Annotated in this window: 13 protein-coding genes and 1 pseudogene; 7 read left to right on the forward strand and 7 right to left on the reverse strand. The window is 72.2% G+C overall.

Annotation, left to right across the window (positions count from 1 at the left end; translation table 11 throughout):
- Nucleotides 1-64: 64 nt before the first annotated feature.
- The gene (locus KI385_RS27270) at nt 65-643 is read left to right on the forward strand and encodes a TetR/AcrR family transcriptional regulator (RefSeq protein WP_238574816.1); all 579 of its coding nucleotides are present in this window, start codon (nt 65-67) and stop codon (nt 641-643) included.
- 7 nt (nt 644-650) lie between these two features.
- On the opposite strand, the gene KI385_RS27275 is transcribed toward KI385_RS27270, so the two are convergent.
- Entirely contained in the window at nt 651-1370 is a 720-nt protein-coding gene (locus KI385_RS27275; protein WP_425357098.1) for a GDSL-type esterase/lipase family protein, read from the reverse strand.
- A gap of 132 nt (nt 1371-1502) precedes the next feature.
- On the opposite strand from KI385_RS27275, the gene KI385_RS27280 reads away from it, so the two are divergent.
- The gene (locus KI385_RS27280; protein ID WP_238574818.1) at nt 1503-2498 is read left to right on the forward strand and encodes a hypothetical protein; all 996 of its coding nucleotides are present in this window, start codon (nt 1503-1505) and stop codon (nt 2496-2498) included.
- 14 nt (nt 2499-2512) lie between these two features.
- Here KI385_RS27280 and KI385_RS27285 read toward each other — a convergent pair whose 3' ends face one another.
- The 3 genes from KI385_RS27285 to KI385_RS27295 all read right to left on the reverse strand — a co-directional run bounded on the left by KI385_RS27285 (nt 2513) and on the right by KI385_RS27295 (nt 5379).
- Nucleotides 2513-2965 (reverse strand): PPOX class F420-dependent oxidoreductase, encoded by a 453-nt coding sequence (locus KI385_RS27285; RefSeq protein WP_238574819.1) that lies wholly within the window; start codon nt 2963-2965, stop codon nt 2513-2515.
- A 193-nt stretch (nt 2966-3158) separates the two neighbouring features.
- Entirely contained in the window at nt 3159-4277 is a 1119-nt protein-coding gene (gene serC, locus KI385_RS27290) for a phosphoserine transaminase (protein ID WP_238574820.1), read from the reverse strand.
- Nucleotides 4278-4371: 94 nt separating this feature from the next.
- A complete protein-coding gene (locus KI385_RS27295) occupies nt 4372-5379 on the reverse strand; it encodes a helix-turn-helix transcriptional regulator (RefSeq protein WP_238574821.1) in 1008 nt (335 codons plus the stop codon).
- 54 nt (nt 5380-5433) lie between these two features.
- Between KI385_RS27295 and KI385_RS27300 the strand changes: the two genes are divergently transcribed.
- The 4 genes from KI385_RS27300 to KI385_RS27315 all read left to right on the forward strand — a co-directional run bounded on the left by KI385_RS27300 (nt 5434) and on the right by KI385_RS27315 (nt 12359).
- Complete coding sequence (locus KI385_RS27300; RefSeq protein WP_238574822.1) at nt 5434-6888, forward strand: FAD-binding oxidoreductase; 1455 nt, start codon at nt 5434-5436, stop codon at nt 6886-6888.
- A gap of 81 nt (nt 6889-6969) precedes the next feature.
- Nucleotides 6970-9897, forward strand: coding sequence for an FAD-binding and (Fe-S)-binding domain-containing protein (locus KI385_RS27305; RefSeq protein ID WP_238574823.1), 2928 nt, complete (start codon nt 6970-6972; stop codon nt 9895-9897).
- 182 nt (nt 9898-10079) lie between these two features.
- Complete coding sequence (locus tag KI385_RS27310; protein WP_238574824.1) at nt 10080-10694, forward strand: GOLPH3/VPS74 family protein; 615 nt, start codon at nt 10080-10082, stop codon at nt 10692-10694.
- 423 nt (nt 10695-11117) lie between these two features.
- The gene (locus KI385_RS27315; protein WP_238574825.1) at nt 11118-12359 is read left to right on the forward strand and encodes an IPT/TIG domain-containing protein; all 1242 of its coding nucleotides are present in this window, start codon (nt 11118-11120) and stop codon (nt 12357-12359) included.
- A gap of 761 nt (nt 12360-13120) precedes the next feature.
- Here KI385_RS27315 and KI385_RS27320 read toward each other — a convergent pair.
- Nucleotides 13121-13525: an ATP-binding protein gene (locus tag KI385_RS27320; RefSeq protein ID WP_238574826.1), complete on the reverse strand. Its 405-nt coding sequence runs from the start codon at nt 13523-13525 to the stop codon at nt 13121-13123.
- A gap of 213 nt (nt 13526-13738) precedes the next feature.
- The gene (locus KI385_RS27325) at nt 13739-14608 is read right to left on the reverse strand and encodes a LysR family transcriptional regulator (RefSeq protein WP_238574827.1); all 870 of its coding nucleotides are present in this window, start codon (nt 14606-14608) and stop codon (nt 13739-13741) included.
- A gap of 180 nt (nt 14609-14788) precedes the next feature.
- Here KI385_RS27325 and KI385_RS27330 point away from each other — a divergent pair, with 180 nt between their 5' ends.
- The gene (locus KI385_RS27330; RefSeq protein WP_238577855.1) at nt 14789-15676 is read left to right on the forward strand and encodes an EamA family transporter; all 888 of its coding nucleotides are present in this window, start codon (nt 14789-14791) and stop codon (nt 15674-15676) included.
- A 64-nt stretch (nt 15677-15740) separates the two neighbouring features.
- Here KI385_RS27330 and KI385_RS27335 read toward each other — a convergent pair.
- Nucleotides 15741-17128 (reverse strand): annotated as a pseudogene (locus KI385_RS27335) (cytochrome P450).
- Between the last annotated feature and the right edge of the window lie 25 nt (nt 17129-17153).

The following is a 17153-nucleotide window of genomic DNA, read 5'->3' on the forward strand; positions in this document are numbered from 1 at the left end:
GTCTGTTTCCTTAATTAGGGTAGGAGGCACGCGAAGTCCAGCCGCACCGCAAGGAGTCCGACCGATGGCCAGACCCCGTGACCCGCACCGCCGTACCGAGATCCTCGACGCGGCCATCGACCACCTCGCCGCGACCGGGATCGCCACCCTCTCGCTGCGCCCGCTGGCCCAGGCGCTCGGCCACAGCACCCGGGTGCTGACCCACCACTTCGCGGACAAGGACGATCTGCTCACGGCCGTACTGGAGCGGCTGGACGAGATCCAGCACGGGCAGCTGCGGGCCACCGAGGGCTGGGACGACACCACGCGCGGCATCGGCGCGATCGTGCGGGACTCGTGGCGCCGCCATCTGGAGCCGGAGAACATCGGGGCGACCAAACTCATCCACGAGATCGAGGGCCTGGCGGCGGCCGGCCGGCTCGGCGGCCGGGTCCCGAAGTTCCTCGCCGACCGCGCCGACTTCGTCGCGGGCGCCCTGCAGGCCCGCGGCCTCGCCCCCGACCTGGCCCGGGTCCACGCCACGTTCCTGAACAGCGCCTACGCGGGCCTGCAGACCGACTTCCTGGTCACCGGCGACCGCGAGCGTACGGAGGCGGCGCTGGCGGAGCTGTGTGCGCTGGCCGACTCATGGACGCGCCCGTAGGGCGGTCTCAGGGCGACGGAACGGGACCGCCCACGGTTCCGCCCAAGGCTTCGTCGGCGGACCCGTAGGGCGCCCCGACCCCCCAGGCCTGATGCATCGCATCGGCGAACGCCCCTGCCAGCAGCCGCTCCCCGCACTCCGACGGATGCGTCCCGTCGTACGTGGCGCGATCCATCTCCCACCCGCCCGGCACGGAGGCCAGCAGCAACGGCGAGCCGGGGGTGGAGAGATCGGCGACCGCCTTGGCCAGCAGCTCGTTGAAACGCTCGCACTGTGCGCCGAAGGCGGTGTCCGTCGCGGCCCGCACATTGGGTATTACCGGCATCAGCACGGCCCGTATGTGCGGCGCCGCCGCCCGGGCCTGTGCCATGAACTCCCGCACATTCTCCGCGGTCTGCTCGGCGTTCGTATAGAAACCGAGGTCGATCAGGCCGAGCGAGACCAGCAGCGTGTCGGCGTCGTACCGGCGCACCGCGTCGCCGATCAGCGGCGCCATGTGCAGCCAGCCCTCGCCCCAGCCGGCGAGATGGCGCCGGGCCTCGTCGGGAAAGCCGGGGTCGCCGTAGTCGTACGAGGTGGGGGCGCCCTCGACGGGGTCATGGAGCGTATGGCGTGGTCCGACGATGCGGTACGGGCCGCCGAAGGTGGCGTTCAGGTGCTGCCACATCCGGTAACGCCAGGTGAAATCGCCGGTGCTCCCAATCGTCATCGAGTCGCCGACGAACATGATCCTCATCCGGCCATGATGGCCGAGAACCCCTACCGCCTGGTACGTGACGCTGGCCACGCGCCGCCGCGGCGGACCGGCACGACCGCCGCCGGGCCCACGCGCCGCACCCCGGGATGGCAGTCTGTGCCCATGCGTTCGCTTCTGTGCGCGGCCGGTGCCGCGGGGATCCTGTGGGCGGCGGCCGCCGTACCCGCCGCCGCCGACGAGCCCGACGGCTTCACCCTCAGCGATCCCCGGATCACCGAGTCCAGCGGCCTGGCCGCCAGCCGTGTGCACCCCGGGATCTACTGGACCCACAACGACAGCAACGACGGCCCCTACCTCTACGCCGTCGACGGCAGGTCCGGCCGTACGGTCGCCAGGATCACACTGCGCGGCATCGGCTCGCCGCGCGATGTCGAGGCGATCTCGATCGGCCCGGACGGCAATCTCTACGTCGGCGACATCGGCGACAACCTCGGCGGCTCATGGAGCCACGTCTGGATCTACCGCCTCCCCGAACCGAAGCGGCTGCGCGATGCCACCGTCACGGCCACCCAGTTCGATGTGAAGTACGCGGACGGCCCGCGGGACGCCGAAGCGCTGATGGTGCACCCCAAGACCGGCCGGGTCTATATCGCCAGCAAGAAGCAGGGCGGCGGCGGTGCGCTCTACGAGGGCCCGCGGCAGCTCACCACCTCCGGTACCAACACCTTCCGCAAGGTCGCGCCGATCGACCTGTGGGTGACCGACGGCGCGTTCTCGCCCGACGGCACCCGGCTGGTGATGCGCAGTTACTTCGGCGCCCGGATCTACCGCTGGCAGGAAGGCCGCCCGAAGGACCTCGGCAGCGTGGGCGTACCCGTCCAGCAGCAGGGCGAGTCGGTCACCTTCACCCCCGACGGGCGCACCCTGATGTACGGCTCCGAGGGCCACGACAGCGACGTCAAGCCGGTCGGCCTGGCCGACGACCAGCTGCCGGACTCGGTCAAGGATGATCCGGGGAATGGCGATGACCCCAACAGCCCTGGTGAGAAGGGAAGTTCGGGGAAGGAGCTGGAGCCCGGCTTCATCAAGGGCGCGATGGTCCTGGCGGTGGGGACGGCGCTGGTCGTGGCCCTGCGGAGGCTGCTGCGGCGGCGATAGCGGCGACGGGGCCGCTACAGGCCGAGCCCCTCGCCCTCCGTCGGCCGCTCTCCCGCCGCCTCCCCTTCCCCCTCGACCAGCCGCAGTTCGTAATGGAGCGTCTCTTCCTTCTTCAGCCGGTGCAGCAACGGCACCAGCAGCCCGTGGATCAGCGGATACTTGCGGGTCAGCGAGCGCTCGGCCCGCCGGTACTCCCGGGTCCGCGGATCCAGTAGCCGCACCCGCGCCTTGACGGGTGTCCCGGTGGACCGGCCGCGCCAGGTGGCGGCACAGATCTCCACCTCCGGGAAGTTCCGCATCCGCTTGGCCTTCCAGGCGCTGCCGTACGTACGGATGTAGGCGTGATCGCCGTCGACGGCGATATTGACCGGTGTGCCGACACCGGCGCCGTCGCGCTTGTACGTGGTGAGCAGAATCGCCCCCTGCCGCTCGAAGGGGGCCAGGCCGGGGCTCGGGGCAGTCGTCATGCCTCCCATACAGGCACATCCGACCCGTTTCGTCATGCCGCGATGCGTCCGTTCGGGCGGCTCCAGGGGCCCGCGCTCACTCAATACGGCTATACGGCTACGTGGCTTGACGCGCCGTCGTCCGGCCCGGAGCGACGAACAGGCCCCGGCGATTGCCCGCCGGGGCCTGTTCGGACGCGTTACCGCGTCACGCTCACAGCTGGCCGATCACGTAGTCGATGCAGGCCGTCAGGGCCTCGACGTCCGACGGGTCGATCGCCGGGAACATCGCGATCCGCAGCTGGTTGCGGCCGAGCTTGCGGTAGGGCTCGGTGTCGACGATGCCGTTGGCGCGCAGGGCCTTGGCGACGGCGGCCGCGTCGATGTCCTCGTTGAAGTCGATCGTGCCGATGACCTGCGAGCGCTTGGCCGGGTCGACGACGAACGGGGTGGCGTACTTGGAGTCCTCGGCCCAGCCGTAGAGGGTGCGCGAGGAGGTGGCGGTACGGCGCACCGCCCAGTCCAGGCCGCCCTGGCCGTTCATCCACTCCAGCTGCTCGTTGAGCAGGAAGAGGGTGGACAGCGCCGGGGTGTTGTACGTCTGGTTCTTCAGGGAGTTGTCGATCGCCGTGGGCAGCGAGAAGAACTCCGGGATGTGGCGGCCGGACGCGTGGATGGCGCGGGCGCGCTCCAGGGCGGCGGGGGAGAAGGCCGCCAGCCACAGACCGCCGTCGGCGGCGAAGGACTTCTGCGGGGCGAAGTAGTAGACATCGGTCTCGGTGATGTCCACGGGCAGGCCGCCGGCGCCGGAGGTGGCGTCGACCAGGACCAGCGCGCCCTCGTCCGCGCCCGCAACGCGCTTGATGGGCGCGGCGACACCGGTCGAGGTCTCGTTGTGGGTGAAGGCGTAGACGTCCACGCCCTGCTCCGCCTCGGGGTCCGGGTGGCTGCCCGGGTCGGCGGAGATGACGGTGGGCTCCTCCAGCCACGGCGCCAGCTTGGCGGCCTTGGCGAACTTCGAGGAGAACTCACCGAAGCTGAGGTGCTGGGACTTGCGCTCGATCAGACCGTGCGTCGCGATGTCCCAGAACGCGGTGGAGCCGCCGTTGCCCAGGACGACCTCGTAGCCCTCGGGGAGCTGGAAGAGGTCGCGTACGCCGTCGCGCACCTTGCCGACCAGGTTCTTGACCGGGGCCTGGCGGTGGGACGTGCCGAGAAGGGAGCTACCGGTGGCGGCGAGGGCGCCGAGCGCCTCCGTACGCACCTTGGAGGGGCCCGCGCCGAAGCGTCCGTCGGCGGGCTTGATGTCAGCGGGAATCTGGATATCAGCCACGGAGGAAGCCTAATCCGTCGTGCTGCGGGGTCCGGCGGCGCGTCCAGCGGGTGAGATGAAAGTAGTTCGTACGGTGGACGGGGCCGGAGGGGGCCTATGGGGGCGGGGCGTCCTGCGCGTACACCTCGGCGACGGCGGCCGCCGAGCGGGCCAGCATCCGGCGGGCCTCGGGCGGGTCGAGCACTTCCAGGGAAGCGCCGAACTGGAGCAGCTGGTGGACCGCGCCGAGGACCGGGTAGGCCAGCTCGATGACGGCCCAGCCGTCGTCGCCGCGCTCCGCCGTCTTCTCGCCGTCCCCGATGTCACCCGTACGTGGTGGTCCGGCCAGCGCACTGCCGAGGATCCGTACCGCCATATCCAGCCGGTCCCGGCGGATCCGGGCGGTCACCCGTACATCGGCGGGCCGGTCCTCCACCTGTTGCCGCAACTGCTGCCAGACCTCGGCGAGCTCCACGCCCGCGCGGCGCCGCACCGGGACGTCGGTGAGGGCGGCGGACGCCACCCGGTCGGCCCGGAAGAGCTGTGGCTTGCCGCGCCGGTCCGCGACGAGGTACCAGGTGCCCGCCTTGGCCACCAGTCCGTACGGATCGACGGTGTAGGTCCGCAGCCGGGTCTCGCCGCTGTGGCGGTAGCGGATGCGCAGTCGTAGGTCGGTGAAGACGGCGGTGTTCAGGGCGTCCAGGTCGACCGCGGGACGGGGGCCGCTCAGCCAGCGGTCGGGGTCGACCAGGATGCGGCGGCCGGCGAGTTCCGCGGCCGGACGGTGTGGTGCGGGGAGCGCCGCCATCACCTTGCGCAGCGCCGAGCCGAGCGCGTCGTCCAGACCGAGCGCGGTGTGCGCGCCCTGCGCGGCCAGGATGAACAGCGCACGGGCCTCGTCGGTGGTCATCCCCGTGACATCGGTACGGAAGCCGGGCAGCAGGGCGATCCCGCCGTGCCGGCCGCGCTCCGCGTAGACCGGCACACCGGCCGCCGACAGCGAGTCGATATCGCGGTAGACGGTCCGGGTGGAGACCTCCAGCCGCTCGGCCAGCTCGCCGGCCGGCACCCGGCCGCGGGTCTGGAGGATCAGGAGGATCGAGAGCAGACGGTCCGACTTCACAGCCGAATTTATATATGACGGCCGGTGTCAAGTTATCGCGCCAGAGTGCGGGGCATGGAGATCAACGACCTTGCGCCGACGCCCGCCCCCGCCCTCGACCCGACAGCCCTCGCCCCCCTCGTACGGCAGGTACAAGGCCCGGTCCTCGTCCCCGGCGACGAGGGGTACGACGCCGAGCGCACCGGATTCCAGCTGGCGTACCGGCACCGGCCGGTCGTCATCGTCGGGGCCGAGTGCGCCGACGATGTGGTCGCCGCCGTGCGCTTCGCCCGCGACCAGGAGCTGCCGGTCGCCGTCCAGGCCACCGGGCACGGGCTGTCCGTGGCCACCGACGGCGGGCTGCTGATCAGCACCCGGCGGATGAACGAGGTACGGGTGGACGCCGCCGCCCGCACCGCGCGGGTCGCGGCGGGCGTGGTCTGGGGGCAGGTCATCGAGGCGGCGGCGCCGCACGGGCTCGCGCCGCTCAACGGCTCCTCCCCGGGCGTCGGCGTCATCTCGTACACCCTCGGGGGCGGTGTGGGCCTGCTGGCCCGTACCTATGGATTCGCCGCCGACCATGTGCGGTCCATCGATCTCGTCACCGCCGATGCCCGGCAGCTGCACATCACCATGGACAGCGACCCCGAGCTGTTCCGGGCGCTGCTCGGCGGCGGCCACGGCTTCGGGGTGGTGACCGCGATGGAGTTCGCGCTGCTGCCGGTGGCCCGGCTCTACGGCGGGCAACTGGTCTTCGGCGGTGAGCAGATCGACGAGGCGCTGGCGGCGTATCTGCGCTGGACCGAGACCGTCCCGGACGAGCTGACGTCCTCGCTCGCGCTGATCGCCTACCCCGACATCCCGCAGCTGCCCGAGTCACTGCGCGGCCGCCATCTCGCGCAGATCCGGATCGCGTACACGGGCAGCGCCGCGGACGGCGAGAAGCTGGTCGCGCCGCTGCGCGCGGTGGGGCCGCGGGTGAGCGACGATCTGCGCGAGATGCCGTACGCGGACTCGGACACCATCCACCGGGACCCCAGCGACCCGCACACCTACGACGGGGACAATGCGCTGCTCAGCGGGGTGGACGCGGAGGCGCTGCGGCGGGTGGCCGCGCTGACGGGGCCGGCCGCGCCGGTGATGTGCGTGGTGCAGTTCAACCATCTCGGGGGCGCGTTGGCCGGGCCGGGGCAGGCCGGCGCGGTCGGCCACCGCGAGGCCCGGTTCGCGCTGCGGGTGCTGTCACCGCTGGACGGCAGCGATCTCGCGACCGTACGGGCGCTGCATGCCGAGGCGCTCGCGGTGGTCGCGCCGTGGTGGCTCGGCCGTAACGTGAACTTCCTGTTGGGCCGGCACGGGGAGCGGCCGGACGCGGCACAGGTGGCACGCAGTGTGCACGGTGCCGAGGAGCACCGGCGGCTGGCCGGGCTGCGGGCCCTGCACGACCCGGAGAACGTCTTCCGCTTCCACCATGCCGCGAGCGGGGCGGCACACCGCGAACCGGCCGTCGCGGCATCCGTCCCCCGGTAGTCCGGCCCGTGCGGGCAATCCGTCCCCGGTTCATGGCCTGCCGCGGGCCCATGAACCCGCTTCAGTGGGCAGGCTGGGGACATGGCTGATCGCACGGAGTCGGAGAAGCGGGACCTGGCGAAGGAGTTGGCGGCCGCGGTGCGGGGGGAGGTCTCGTTCACCGCGGCCGACCGGGCGCTGATGACGATGGACGCGTCCAATTACCGGCGGGTGCCCAGGGCGGTGGTCGCGCCACGGGACGCCGAGGATGTCGCGGCGGCGCTGCGGGTGTGCCGGGAGCACGGCGTACCGGTGGTGCCGCGGGGCGGCGGGACCAGCATCGCGGGGCAGGCGACCGGCGTCGGTGTGGTGCTGGACTTCACCCGGCACATGCGGCGGATCGTGTCGCTGGACGCGGCGGCCCGCACCGCCGTCGTCCAGCCGGGCGTCGTCCTGGACGACCTGCGGGCGGCGGCCGCCCCGCACGGCCTGACCTTCGGGCCCGACCCCTCCACCCACAGCCGCTGCACCCTCGGCGGCATGATCGGCAACAACTCCTGCGGCTCGCACTCGGTGGCCTGGGGCACCACCGCCGACAGCGTCCGCGAGCTGGAGCTGCTGACGTACGGCGGCGAGCCGGTACGGGCCGGCCGCGGCACCGACCCCACCGGCGGCCCCACCGGACTGCCGCCGCGTCTGCGGGACGGCGTAAAGGCGCTGGTGGACGGCGAGTTGGCGCTTCTGCGCACCGGCTACCCCGACCTCCCCCGCCGTATCTCCGGCTATGCCCTGGACGCGCTGCTGCCGGAGGCCGGCACCGACGTGGCGCGGGCCCTCACCGGCAGCGAGGGCACCCTGGGGGTGCTGACCGAGGCGACCGTACGGCTGGTGGAGACGCCGGCCGCGCGGGTGCTCGCCGTCCTCGGCTATCCGGACGAGAGCGCGGCCGCCGAGGCCGCACACACCCTCCTTCCGCACGGTCCGCTGACCGTGGAGGGGATGGCCGCCGACCTGGTGGGCAGCGCGGCCGGGCTGCCCAAGGGCGGCGCCTGGCTGTTCGTGGAGATGGGCGGTGCGAGCCCCGGTGAGGCGGCGGCCCGGGCCGAGGCGCTGTGCCGGGCGGCCGCCGCGGACGGCACCACCGACCACACGGTGGTCACCGACCCGGCCGGCCAGCGGGCGCTGTGGCGGGTCCGCGAGGACGCCTCCGGCACCGCCACCCGGATGCCCGACGGCAGCGAGGCCTGGCCGGGCTGGGAGGACTGCGCCGTGCCGCCCGCCCGACTCGGCCCGTATCTGCGGGACTTCCGCGCCCTGCTGAACCAGCACGGTCTGCGCGGCACGCCCTACGGCCACTTCGGCGACGGCTGTATCCACATCCGTATCGACTTCGATCTGCTGACCGCCCCCGGCATCCGCCGCTTCCGCGCCTTCTCCTACGACCTGGGCGAGTTGGTCGTCTCGCACGGCGGCTCGCTGTCCGGCGAGCACGGCGACGGGCAGGCCCGCGCCGAGCTGCTGCCGAAGATGTACGGCCCGGAACTCGTCGCCCTCTTCGGCCGCTTCAAGGACCTGTGGGATCCGGCCGCCGGCCTCAACCCCGGCATGCTGGTACGGCCGGCCCGGCTCGACGAGAACCTCCGCTTCGAGCTGCTGCCGAAGCGCCCGGTCCCGGTCGAATTCGGCTATCCGCACGACAAAGGCGACTTCTCCGCGGCAGTACGCCGCTGCGTGGGCGTCGCCAAGTGCCGCAATGCCACGACCGGCCCGGGGTCGGCGGACGTCATGTGCCCCTCCTTCCGCGCCACCGGAGAGGAGCAGCACTCCACCCGGGGCCGGGCCCGGCTGCTGCACGAGATGCTCGCCGGTGAGGTGATCACCGACGGCTGGCGGTCGCCGGAGGTGCATGAGGCCCTCGATCTGTGCCTGTCCTGCAAGGGCTGCCGCAGCGACTGCCCCGTGGGCGTCGACATGGCCACCTACAAGGCGGAATTCCTGCACCACCACTACAAGGGCCGGCTGCGGCCCGCCGCGCACTACTCCATGGGCCGCCTCCCCCTGTGGCTGTACGCCGCCGCCCCGGCAGCCCCCGCCCTCAACGCCCTCGCCCGTACGCCGCTGGCCGCCCTTGGCAAACGGCTCGCGGGGATCGCGGCCGAGCGGCCGATCCCCCGCCTGGCCACCGATCCGTTCACGCGGTGGTGGTGGCGGAGGCGGAAGTCGGTGCCTTCCCCCAAGGCCCCGTCCGGCCGCACCGTGATCCTCTGGCCCGACACCTTCACCAACTTCCTCTCCCCGGAGGTGGGCCGCGCCGCCGTACACGTCCTGGAGGCCGCCGGCCTGCGCCCCCTCCTCCCGCCGACCGCCCCCCTGCGCCAGCCCGGCGGCGCCGTACCCCAGCCCAACCTGCCCCGTCTGCACCGCCCGCCCCTGTGCTGCGGCCTGACCTATGTCTCCACCGGCCAGCTCGACCGGGCGCGTACGGTCATGCGCCGCACGGTCGACGCGCTGAGCCCCCTGCTCCGCGACGGCCGCCCCCTGGTCGTCCTCGAACCGAGCTGCGCCGCCGCCCTGCGCACCGACCTGCCCGAACTGCTCTCCGACGACCCCCGGGCCGCCCGACTCGCCTCCTCCGTACGCACCTTCGCGCAGGTACTGGAGGAGCTGGCCCCCGACTGGCAGCCGCCCCGCATCGACCGCCCCGTCGCCGGCCAGACCCACTGCCACCAGCACGCGGTCCTCGGCGACGCGGCCGACCGCCGGCTGCGCGAACGCGCCGGTCTCAGCGGGCAGTTGAGCGGCGGCTGCTGCGGTCTGGCCGGCAACTTCGGCTTCGAGCGCGGTCACTACGGCGTCTCGGTGGCCTGTGCCGAGGACCAACTCCTGCCCGCGGTGAGGGAATCCGCCGAGGAGGCGGAGATCCTCGCGGACGGGTTCTCCTGCCGCACCCAGCTGGACCAGCTGGGCAACCGCCCAGGCCGCCATCTGGCCGAGGTGTTGGCGGAGGCGTTGGGGGAGGAGGGCGGCTGATCCCGGCGCCGGCCCGCCGGGGGGTGCGCCCCGGCGGGCCTGTGGCGGCGCGGATGCAGCCGTCGTCCGCACTCCGTAAGCTCGTAGGTGGGAGTGCTCACCGGCGGGCCGAGGTCCACCCGGCACACGACGCCGCGCGCCGCCGGCTCCATGGAGGCGCCGGCTCTGACAGGGAGCCGCTCATGACCACACCGCGGGACCTGTTGATCGTCACCATGGACCTGGAGTCCGGTCGCTCCGTGGAGCCCGGCGATCTGTCGCTCGCGCTCGCGGGGGCCGAGGTGATCGACCTCCTGGAGGCCCGGGCGCTCACACTCGACGGCGATCACATGGTGCCGGGCTACCGGCCGGCACTGGCGGATCGCCTCTTGGACGAGGCCGCGTCGGCGCTTGCCCGGGAAGCGCCGTACGAGTCGGTCGGCGACTGGCTGTGGCGGAGAGGCCGCGGCCTGTCCGCGTCGTATCTGGCCGCACTTGAGGCGGAAGGGCAGCTCACCCGGCAGCGCCGCCGCCGCTGGATGCCCTTCGGGGCCGGTGAGACGACGCTGGTCGATTCGCCCGCGCGCCGCCAGGCGGCGGACCGCTGGACATCGAAGGAGCCCGTCCTCGCCGCCCTCGCGGCGACCGTCGGGATCGGCGACGAGCGGACCGAGGACTCCCCGGACGCGGCCGACGACACGGTGGCGACGGTGCTCGCCGCCGTCGATGACGCGGTGCGGCACCTGCAGTTCGAACGGCAGCGGCGCGGCATCGAGCAGGCGGCCTTCGACAATGTTTGGCGAGGCGACGGCCCGTGACGACTGCACGCGCGGCGCCGAGGGCCGGCACCGGGATCACGGGCGCCCGGACGCATCGCCTCAGTTCTGGCTCGGCCAGCTCGGCGACCGCCCGGCCCGCACTCAGCCCCAGACGCTCCCAACGGCTCGCCAGTCAAACTGGCGGGCCGTCACAAATCCTCAAGCTGGCCGACACCCTCTCCCGGCTCTTCGTAAGACAATAATATTCACTACTTATGCTTTAGTGAGCGGAATTTCACTCCTTCCCTTCGTCTGTACGGATTCAGTTCAATCGACTGAGGCCCGATGCGCTTCGGCAGTTGACCGCAAGCCGCCTCCGTCCGACCGCCCGCCGCCTTGCGCTACCGAGGCGGCCGGCCACTTCGCGCAGGACGGCTGACCTGTGCGCGAACTCTTCGACCACGAAGGAAAGAAGGCCGTGGCATGCCTGTCTTCATCACCTCACTCGTCCCGAGCTCGGGACCAGAATCCGGGGGCAATACCGTCTCCATCAGCGGCTGTGGGCTCACCGCTGCCATCGATGTCACCTTCGGCCCCGTCTCGGTCCCGAGCTTCACCGTAGTCTCCGACACCACCCTCACGGCCGTGGTGCCGCCCGGAACCGGCAGCGTTCCGGTGACCGTCGTCGCCGCCGACGGAGCCAGCAACAGCCTCAGCTACAACTACGTCGGTTCGGCGGGTTCACCCGTCATCCAGGCCATTGCCCCGCAGGCCGGTGATCCGGCCGGTGGCAGCGACATCATTGCCGTGGGCTCCGGTTTCACCGGCGCGACGGCGGTCGACTTCGGTGGTACCCCGGCGGCCGGCTTCACGGTCGCCTCGGACACGATCATGGGGATCGCCACTCCGCCGGGAAGCGGAACGGTGCTGGTGACGGTCACTACGCCCGGTGGTACCAGCAATGGGGTGCCCTTCACCTACAGCGCGTCCCTGCCGCCCCGGCTCCTCGCGGCGACGCCGAGCAGCGCCCGCCCCGGCCGCACCATCGTGATCTTCGGCTGCAAGGTCAACCGGGCCACGGCCGTCTCCTTCGGCGCTACCCCGGCGGAGAGCTTCACGGTGCTCTCCGACAACGTCATCCTGGCCGTCGTCCCGCCGGGCACCGGCACCGTACCCCTCACCGTCACCACCCCCGCGGGCACCAGCAACCCGGTGCAGTTCACCTTCCTCTCACCACCGGTCATCGAGGCGCTCGCCCCGCAGGCCGGTGATCCGGCCGGTGGCAGCGACATCATCGCCGTGGGCTCCGGTTTCACCGGCGCGACGGCGGTCGACTTCGGTGGTACCCCGGCGGCCGGCTTCACGGTCGCCTCGGACACGATCATGGGGATCGCCACTCCGCCGGGAAGCGGAACGGTGCTGGTGACGGTCACTACGCCCGGTGGTACCAGCAATGGGGTGCCCTTCACCTACAGCGCGTCCCTGCCGCCCCGGCTCCTCGCGGCGACGCCGAGCAGCGCCCGCACCGGCGACACCATCGTGATCTTCGGCTGCAAGGTCAACCGGGCCACGGCCGTCTCCTTCGGCGCTACCCCGGCGGAGAGCTTCACGGTGCTCTCCGACAACGTCATCCTCGCCGTCGTCCCGCCGGGCACCGGCACCGTACCCCTCACCGTCACCACCCCAACCGGCACCAGCAACCCCGTGCAATTCACCTACCTCTGACAGACCGAAACACACCGAGCGCGGGCCTTCCTGGGCACCGCGCTCGGGCGTCCGGGCACCGCTCGCCGGGAGGGTCGCGTACTGCGCCGAGGTGCGGAGCGGGACCGCCGGCGTGCCCCGGGCCCCACTGATGGGTGAGCGGTCCTGCTTTGCTTACGGGGAACCGTCCTCCGGCCACACGGGTGAGCCAAAGCCTTCCGCCTGATCGGCTCGGCGCGGACAACGTGGTCCCGTGCGGCTGACGAGTGAGGGCAAGGCCGCAGGGCTCGTGCCGGTCGAGTGCGGCCATGGCGCCCACCTGCCCCTGGGAGCTGACCCGTCCCAGCACGCGCTGTCGCTCGCGCCCGGACAGACCGGAGGCCGTCTTCCGTGCATCCGCGCTCATGATCCGGACCGCGCGTACGGGGCTCTGTGTGGCGACAGCCGTCCAGGAAGCCAGGTCATCCGCGTGCGCGGAGCGATGGACAAACCGCTCGCACCAGAAGCCGGGCGTGGTCAAGGTGAGGGCCGGTGTTACCTCACGCGCCATGCTGGCTCCCCCGATCGGTATCGGACCACATCGTTCAGCCAGGCACGCATTGTCCCGTCGTACGGGGTGCCTAACTGCTGTGCCACGTGCTCCGCCCGCTCGCGGACCCAGCCCAGGGCCCAGCCCGGCGAGTTGGACACCCACCCGCCGAGGTCGACCGGAGCCCCGTCCGGGCGCCGGACTTCGGCCTCCGCCCGGTAAGCCACGCGTCTGGGGGCCGTCGCGGCCTGCGTCATGCCGGTGGCCCACACGGTGCCGAGGCGTCGGAGAAGGCCAGTTCGGCCCACACGGTTTTTCCGGTGTCGTCCCGGTGGACGCCCCAGCCACTTGCTAAGGCATCTACCGGCACCAAACCACGCCCACATTCTTGGTCCTCCTCGGACTGATTCGTTACGGGTAGTCCGCCGCTTGCGTCCCGCACCTCCAGCCGCAGTCGGCTGGCCGACAAGGCGAACCGCACGCCGATCGCCGGGGCAGCCGGCGGTTGTGCCTGCACGGCGTTGGTGACCAGCTCGGACAGCAACAGCTCTGCGAAATCCGCCAGTTCGCCGCCGATGCACCAGATCTGGAGGTGGCGGCAGAGTGCCTTGCGTGCCCGCCTGGAGCTGCGGCTGTCGCTGGGGAAGTGGTAGGCCACGGCGGGCGCATGGACGGAGCCCACTCGTGTTGCTGCCCCCTCGCGTGAGAACAGACAAGAACATTCGGGCATTCTCCGAGAACATGGGAGAACATCGCGTGGTTGAGCCTTCTCCCGGTTCTGACGGCCTGCCCATGACCGCCCTCAACGCGCAGACCTGGTGAATCTGATCGGCTGCGGTGGCCCGTCAGGCACGTGTCGGAGCCGGTCCGGTTATGCCCCCGCATGGCCGTGGCCCATGACCTCGTGGGCCAGGGTGATCAGGTCGGGGATACGGGGGTGGGCCGGGCCGTCGCGCCAGGCGATGACCACGGGGACCGGCGGGGCGTCGGTCAGCGGGACATAGGCCATCGCGGGGTGCGGATGCATCTCGGCGGTGGCGGAGGTGGTGACGCCCACGGCCCGGCCGCCGGTGACGGCGGCCAGCCAGTCGTCCGTGTTGCCGATGGTGATGGTCGAGGCGGGGCGGGCCGAGGCGGGCCACAGGTCGAGAGTGGTGACGCCCGAGACGGTGTTGAGGGCGATGGTGCGGTCGGCCAGTTCCGTGAGGGAGAGGGCGGCGCGATGGGCGAGCGGATCGTCGGCGGGCAGGCCCGCCACCCGGGGCTCGGTGGTGAGCTGCTCGGTGACCAGGCCCGGGGCACGGACCTCGCCGCGCAGCAGGGCGGCGTCCACGTCACCGCGGGCGAGACCGGCCGTGCGGTCGTCGATACGGAGGAGTTCGAGCGGGGTTTCCGGGTGCTCCTCACGCCAGCGGCGCAGCAGCGTGGTGGTGTCCGTACCGGCGGCAGACCAGGCGTGGCCCAGGCGCAGGGGCCAGGAGGTGCCGTGCCCGTGGCCGAGCGCCCCGTCGAAGGCGTTCACCGCGATGGCGGCCCGGTCGCGGAAGGCGAGGCCGTCAGGGGTGAGGGCGAGGTGGTGGGTGGAGCGGTCGACCAGGCGGACGCCCAGTTCGTCCTCCAGCTGGCGCAGGGTGCGGGAGACGGCGGGCTGGGTCAGATGGAGACGCTCGGCGGCGCGGGTCACGCTGAGGGTGTCGGCGATGGCGAGAAAGCAGCGGAAATGACGCAGCTCGATGGTCATGCGTGCGGAGCATAACAACAGGGGAAAAGGCATTTCACAGACCGGAAGTGCGGGCCTTAGCGTGGGGGTGTGAACGCTTCGCCCGCCGGTCCCGAGGGACCGGAACCCGCCACTTCCGTCTCTATGATGCCCCCCGGTAACGGGGGGATTCCGCAACCCGTGCCGACCTCGCCCGAGGTGATGACGGCGGAGGCCGAGGCCGGGACCGCCGGAGCCGCGGGGGCGCGCGGGCGGATCGGGTCGGTGGCGCTGGTGATCGGCGGGATCGTTTCGCTGCAGTTCGGCGCCTCGGTGGCGGTGCTGCTCTTCCCGCGGGCCGGTGCGCTGGGCGTCGTCACCCTGCGGCTGGTCGCCGCCGCGCTGGTCCTGCTGATCTTCTGCCGTCCCAAAGTGCGTGGCCATTCGCGCGGCGACTGGGCCACGGTGCTCACCTTCGGCGTCGCACTGGTCGGTATGAACTCGCTCTTCTACCAGGCGCTCGACCGCATTCCGCTGGGCGCCGCGGTGACGCTGGAGTTCCTCGGACCGCTGATCCTGTCGGTGGCCACCTCGCGCCGGCTGATGAGCCTGGTGTGGGCGGGGCTGGCGCTGGGGGGCGTGGTGCTGCTGGGGCGGGAGGGCTTCGATGGTCTCAACCTCGTCGGCGCCGGGTTCGCGCTGGCGGCCGGCGGGCTGTGGGCCGCGTACATCCTGCTCTCGGCCCGTACGGGACAGCGCTTCCCGCAGGCGGACGGGCTGGCGCTGGCGATGACCGTCGCCGCGGTGCTCAGCCTGCCGCTCGGCATCGCCAGCGCGGGCAGCGCACTGCTGAACCCGGTCACGCTGGGGCTGGGCGCCGCGGTCGCCCTGATGTCGTCCGTCATGCCCTACACCCTGGAACTGCTCGCCCTGCGCAAGCTCCCGGCCTCCGGTTTCGCGGTGATGATGAGCCTGGAGCCGGCCGCCGCGGCGACCGCCGGATTCCTGGTACTGCACCAGGCGCTGGGGTGGGCGGAGATCCTGGCGATCGGGCTGGTCGTGATCGCGAGCGTGGGAGCGGTACGGAGCGCGGGGGCGGGCTCGCACTGAGCCGCGGGCCCGTCATACGCCGGTGCCTACGGCTCCTACGGCTCCTACGGGCCTGTGCGGCCGGTCACTCGCGGCGGCGCACCCTCGCCCGTAGCGGCGTCGCCGGCTGGAGCAGCAGGCCGACCTTCGGCGCCATCGGGCCGGCCTGGATGTCCAGATGGCAGCGCTGCGCCGGCGTGGCCAGCATCAGCGCCGCCTCCACCTGCGCGAAGCGGGCGCCCAGACAGCCGCGCCGGCCGCCGCCGAACGGGAACCACGCATGGTCCGGGATGACGTCCGGCGCGTCGGCGTCCCAGCGCTCGGGGCGGAACGCCGCCGGGTCGCGGAACCACCGCGGGTCCCGGTGGGCCGACCACTGGCTGCACCACACCGTCGTCCCGGCCCGGATGGCCCTCCCGCCCAGGACGGCACCCTCCCGCGCCACGGCCGGAATCAGCCAGGCGGGCGGATGCAGCCGCAGCGTCTCCTGGACGATCTGCCGGGTCCAGGTCAGCCGCTCGTAGTCGTCGATGGTGGGCATCCGCCCGTCGAGCACCCGCGCCAGCTCGTCGTCCAGTCGGCCACGCACCTGCGGCGCCCGGGCCAGCAGATACCAGGCCCAGGTCAGAGCGGTGGAGGTGGTCTCATGGCCGGCGCCCAGAGCGTGACCGCCTCGTCGCGCACCTCCTTGGCCGACAGCGGCCGGCCCTCCGCGTCCCGGGCGGCGAGCAGCCGGCTCAGCAGGTCGTCCCGCCCGTCCTGCCCGGCCTCCGCCGCCTGCCGGGCGCGGATCAGCCGGTGCACCTCGGCGTCGATGGTGGCCACCGCGCCGAGCAGCCGGCGCCGCGAAGGCGTACGCACCCAGCCCGGCAGAAAGAGGCTGATGCCCCGTAGTTCGTCGGCGACGGCCTTCTCGGCGACCGCCATCGCGTCGCCGAGCGCCCGGGTCTGCTCGCCGAGGTCGTTGCCGAACAGCGTCCGCAGCACGACCTGCTGGGTGATCAGCGCCATCTCGCCGCGTACGTCGATCTGTGCGTGCGGCTGCCAGCGCTCGGTCGCCAGCCGGGCGCAGTCCACCATCGTCGCGGCGTGCACGCGGACCTGGCGGGGGCGGACGGTCGGCTGGACGAGGGTGCGTTTACGGCGCCACTCGGTGCCCCGGCCGGCGATCACGATCCGGCCGGTGAACTGCCGGAACGCCCAGCCGATCTCCAGGATGTCGAAGGTCTGCTCACGGGCCGCCAGCAGCTCGGCGATGTGTTGCGGAGGGGAGAGGAACAGGCTTCGCCTCGGGCCCAGCGACCAGGTCACCGTGTCCCCGAACTCGTCCCGCAGCCGCACCAGGAAGGCCGGCGGATCCTTGCCGAAGGCCGGCAATTGCAGTGCCCGGGTGGTGGACCGGGCGAGAAAATCATGCAGGCGTGCTTGATTGTTTCTGCCCGCACTGCCACGCTCGGAGCGCACCCGCACCACACCGCACCCGTATGGCCGCAGCAGT

The organism is Streptomyces inhibens (genome assembly GCF_022221585.1).
GTDB lineage: Bacteria > Actinomycetota > Actinomycetes > Streptomycetales > Streptomycetaceae > Streptomyces > Streptomyces inhibens.

What these genes read in the sequence shown, in the direction of transcription:
- KI385_RS27270 (WP_238574816.1), top strand. Translation starts at nt 65, where the DNA reads ATGGCCAGACCCCGTGACCCGCACCGCCGTACCGAGATCCTCGACGCG.
- KI385_RS27275 (WP_425357098.1), bottom strand. Translation starts at nt 1,370, where the DNA reads ATGTTCGTCGGCGACTCGATGACGATTGGGAGCACCGGCGATTTCACC.
- KI385_RS27280 (WP_238574818.1), top strand. Translation starts at nt 1,503, where the DNA reads ATGCGTTCGCTTCTGTGCGCGGCCGGTGCCGCGGGGATCCTGTGGGCG.
- KI385_RS27285 (WP_238574819.1), bottom strand. Translation starts at nt 2,965, where the DNA reads ATGACGACTGCCCCGAGCCCCGGCCTGGCCCCCTTCGAGCGGCAGGGG.
- KI385_RS27300 (WP_238574822.1), top strand. Translation starts at nt 5,434, where the DNA reads ATGGAGATCAACGACCTTGCGCCGACGCCCGCCCCCGCCCTCGACCCG.
- KI385_RS27305 (WP_238574823.1), top strand. Translation starts at nt 6,970, where the DNA reads ATGGCTGATCGCACGGAGTCGGAGAAGCGGGACCTGGCGAAGGAGTTG.
- KI385_RS27310 (WP_238574824.1), top strand. Translation starts at nt 10,080, where the DNA reads ATGACCACACCGCGGGACCTGTTGATCGTCACCATGGACCTGGAGTCC.
- KI385_RS27315 (WP_238574825.1), top strand. Translation starts at nt 11,118, where the DNA reads ATGCCTGTCTTCATCACCTCACTCGTCCCGAGCTCGGGACCAGAATCC.
- KI385_RS27325 (WP_238574827.1), bottom strand. Translation starts at nt 14,608, where the DNA reads ATGACCATCGAGCTGCGTCATTTCCGCTGCTTTCTCGCCATCGCCGAC.
- KI385_RS27330 (WP_238577855.1), top strand. Translation starts at nt 14,789, where the DNA reads ATGACGGCGGAGGCCGAGGCCGGGACCGCCGGAGCCGCGGGGGCGCGC.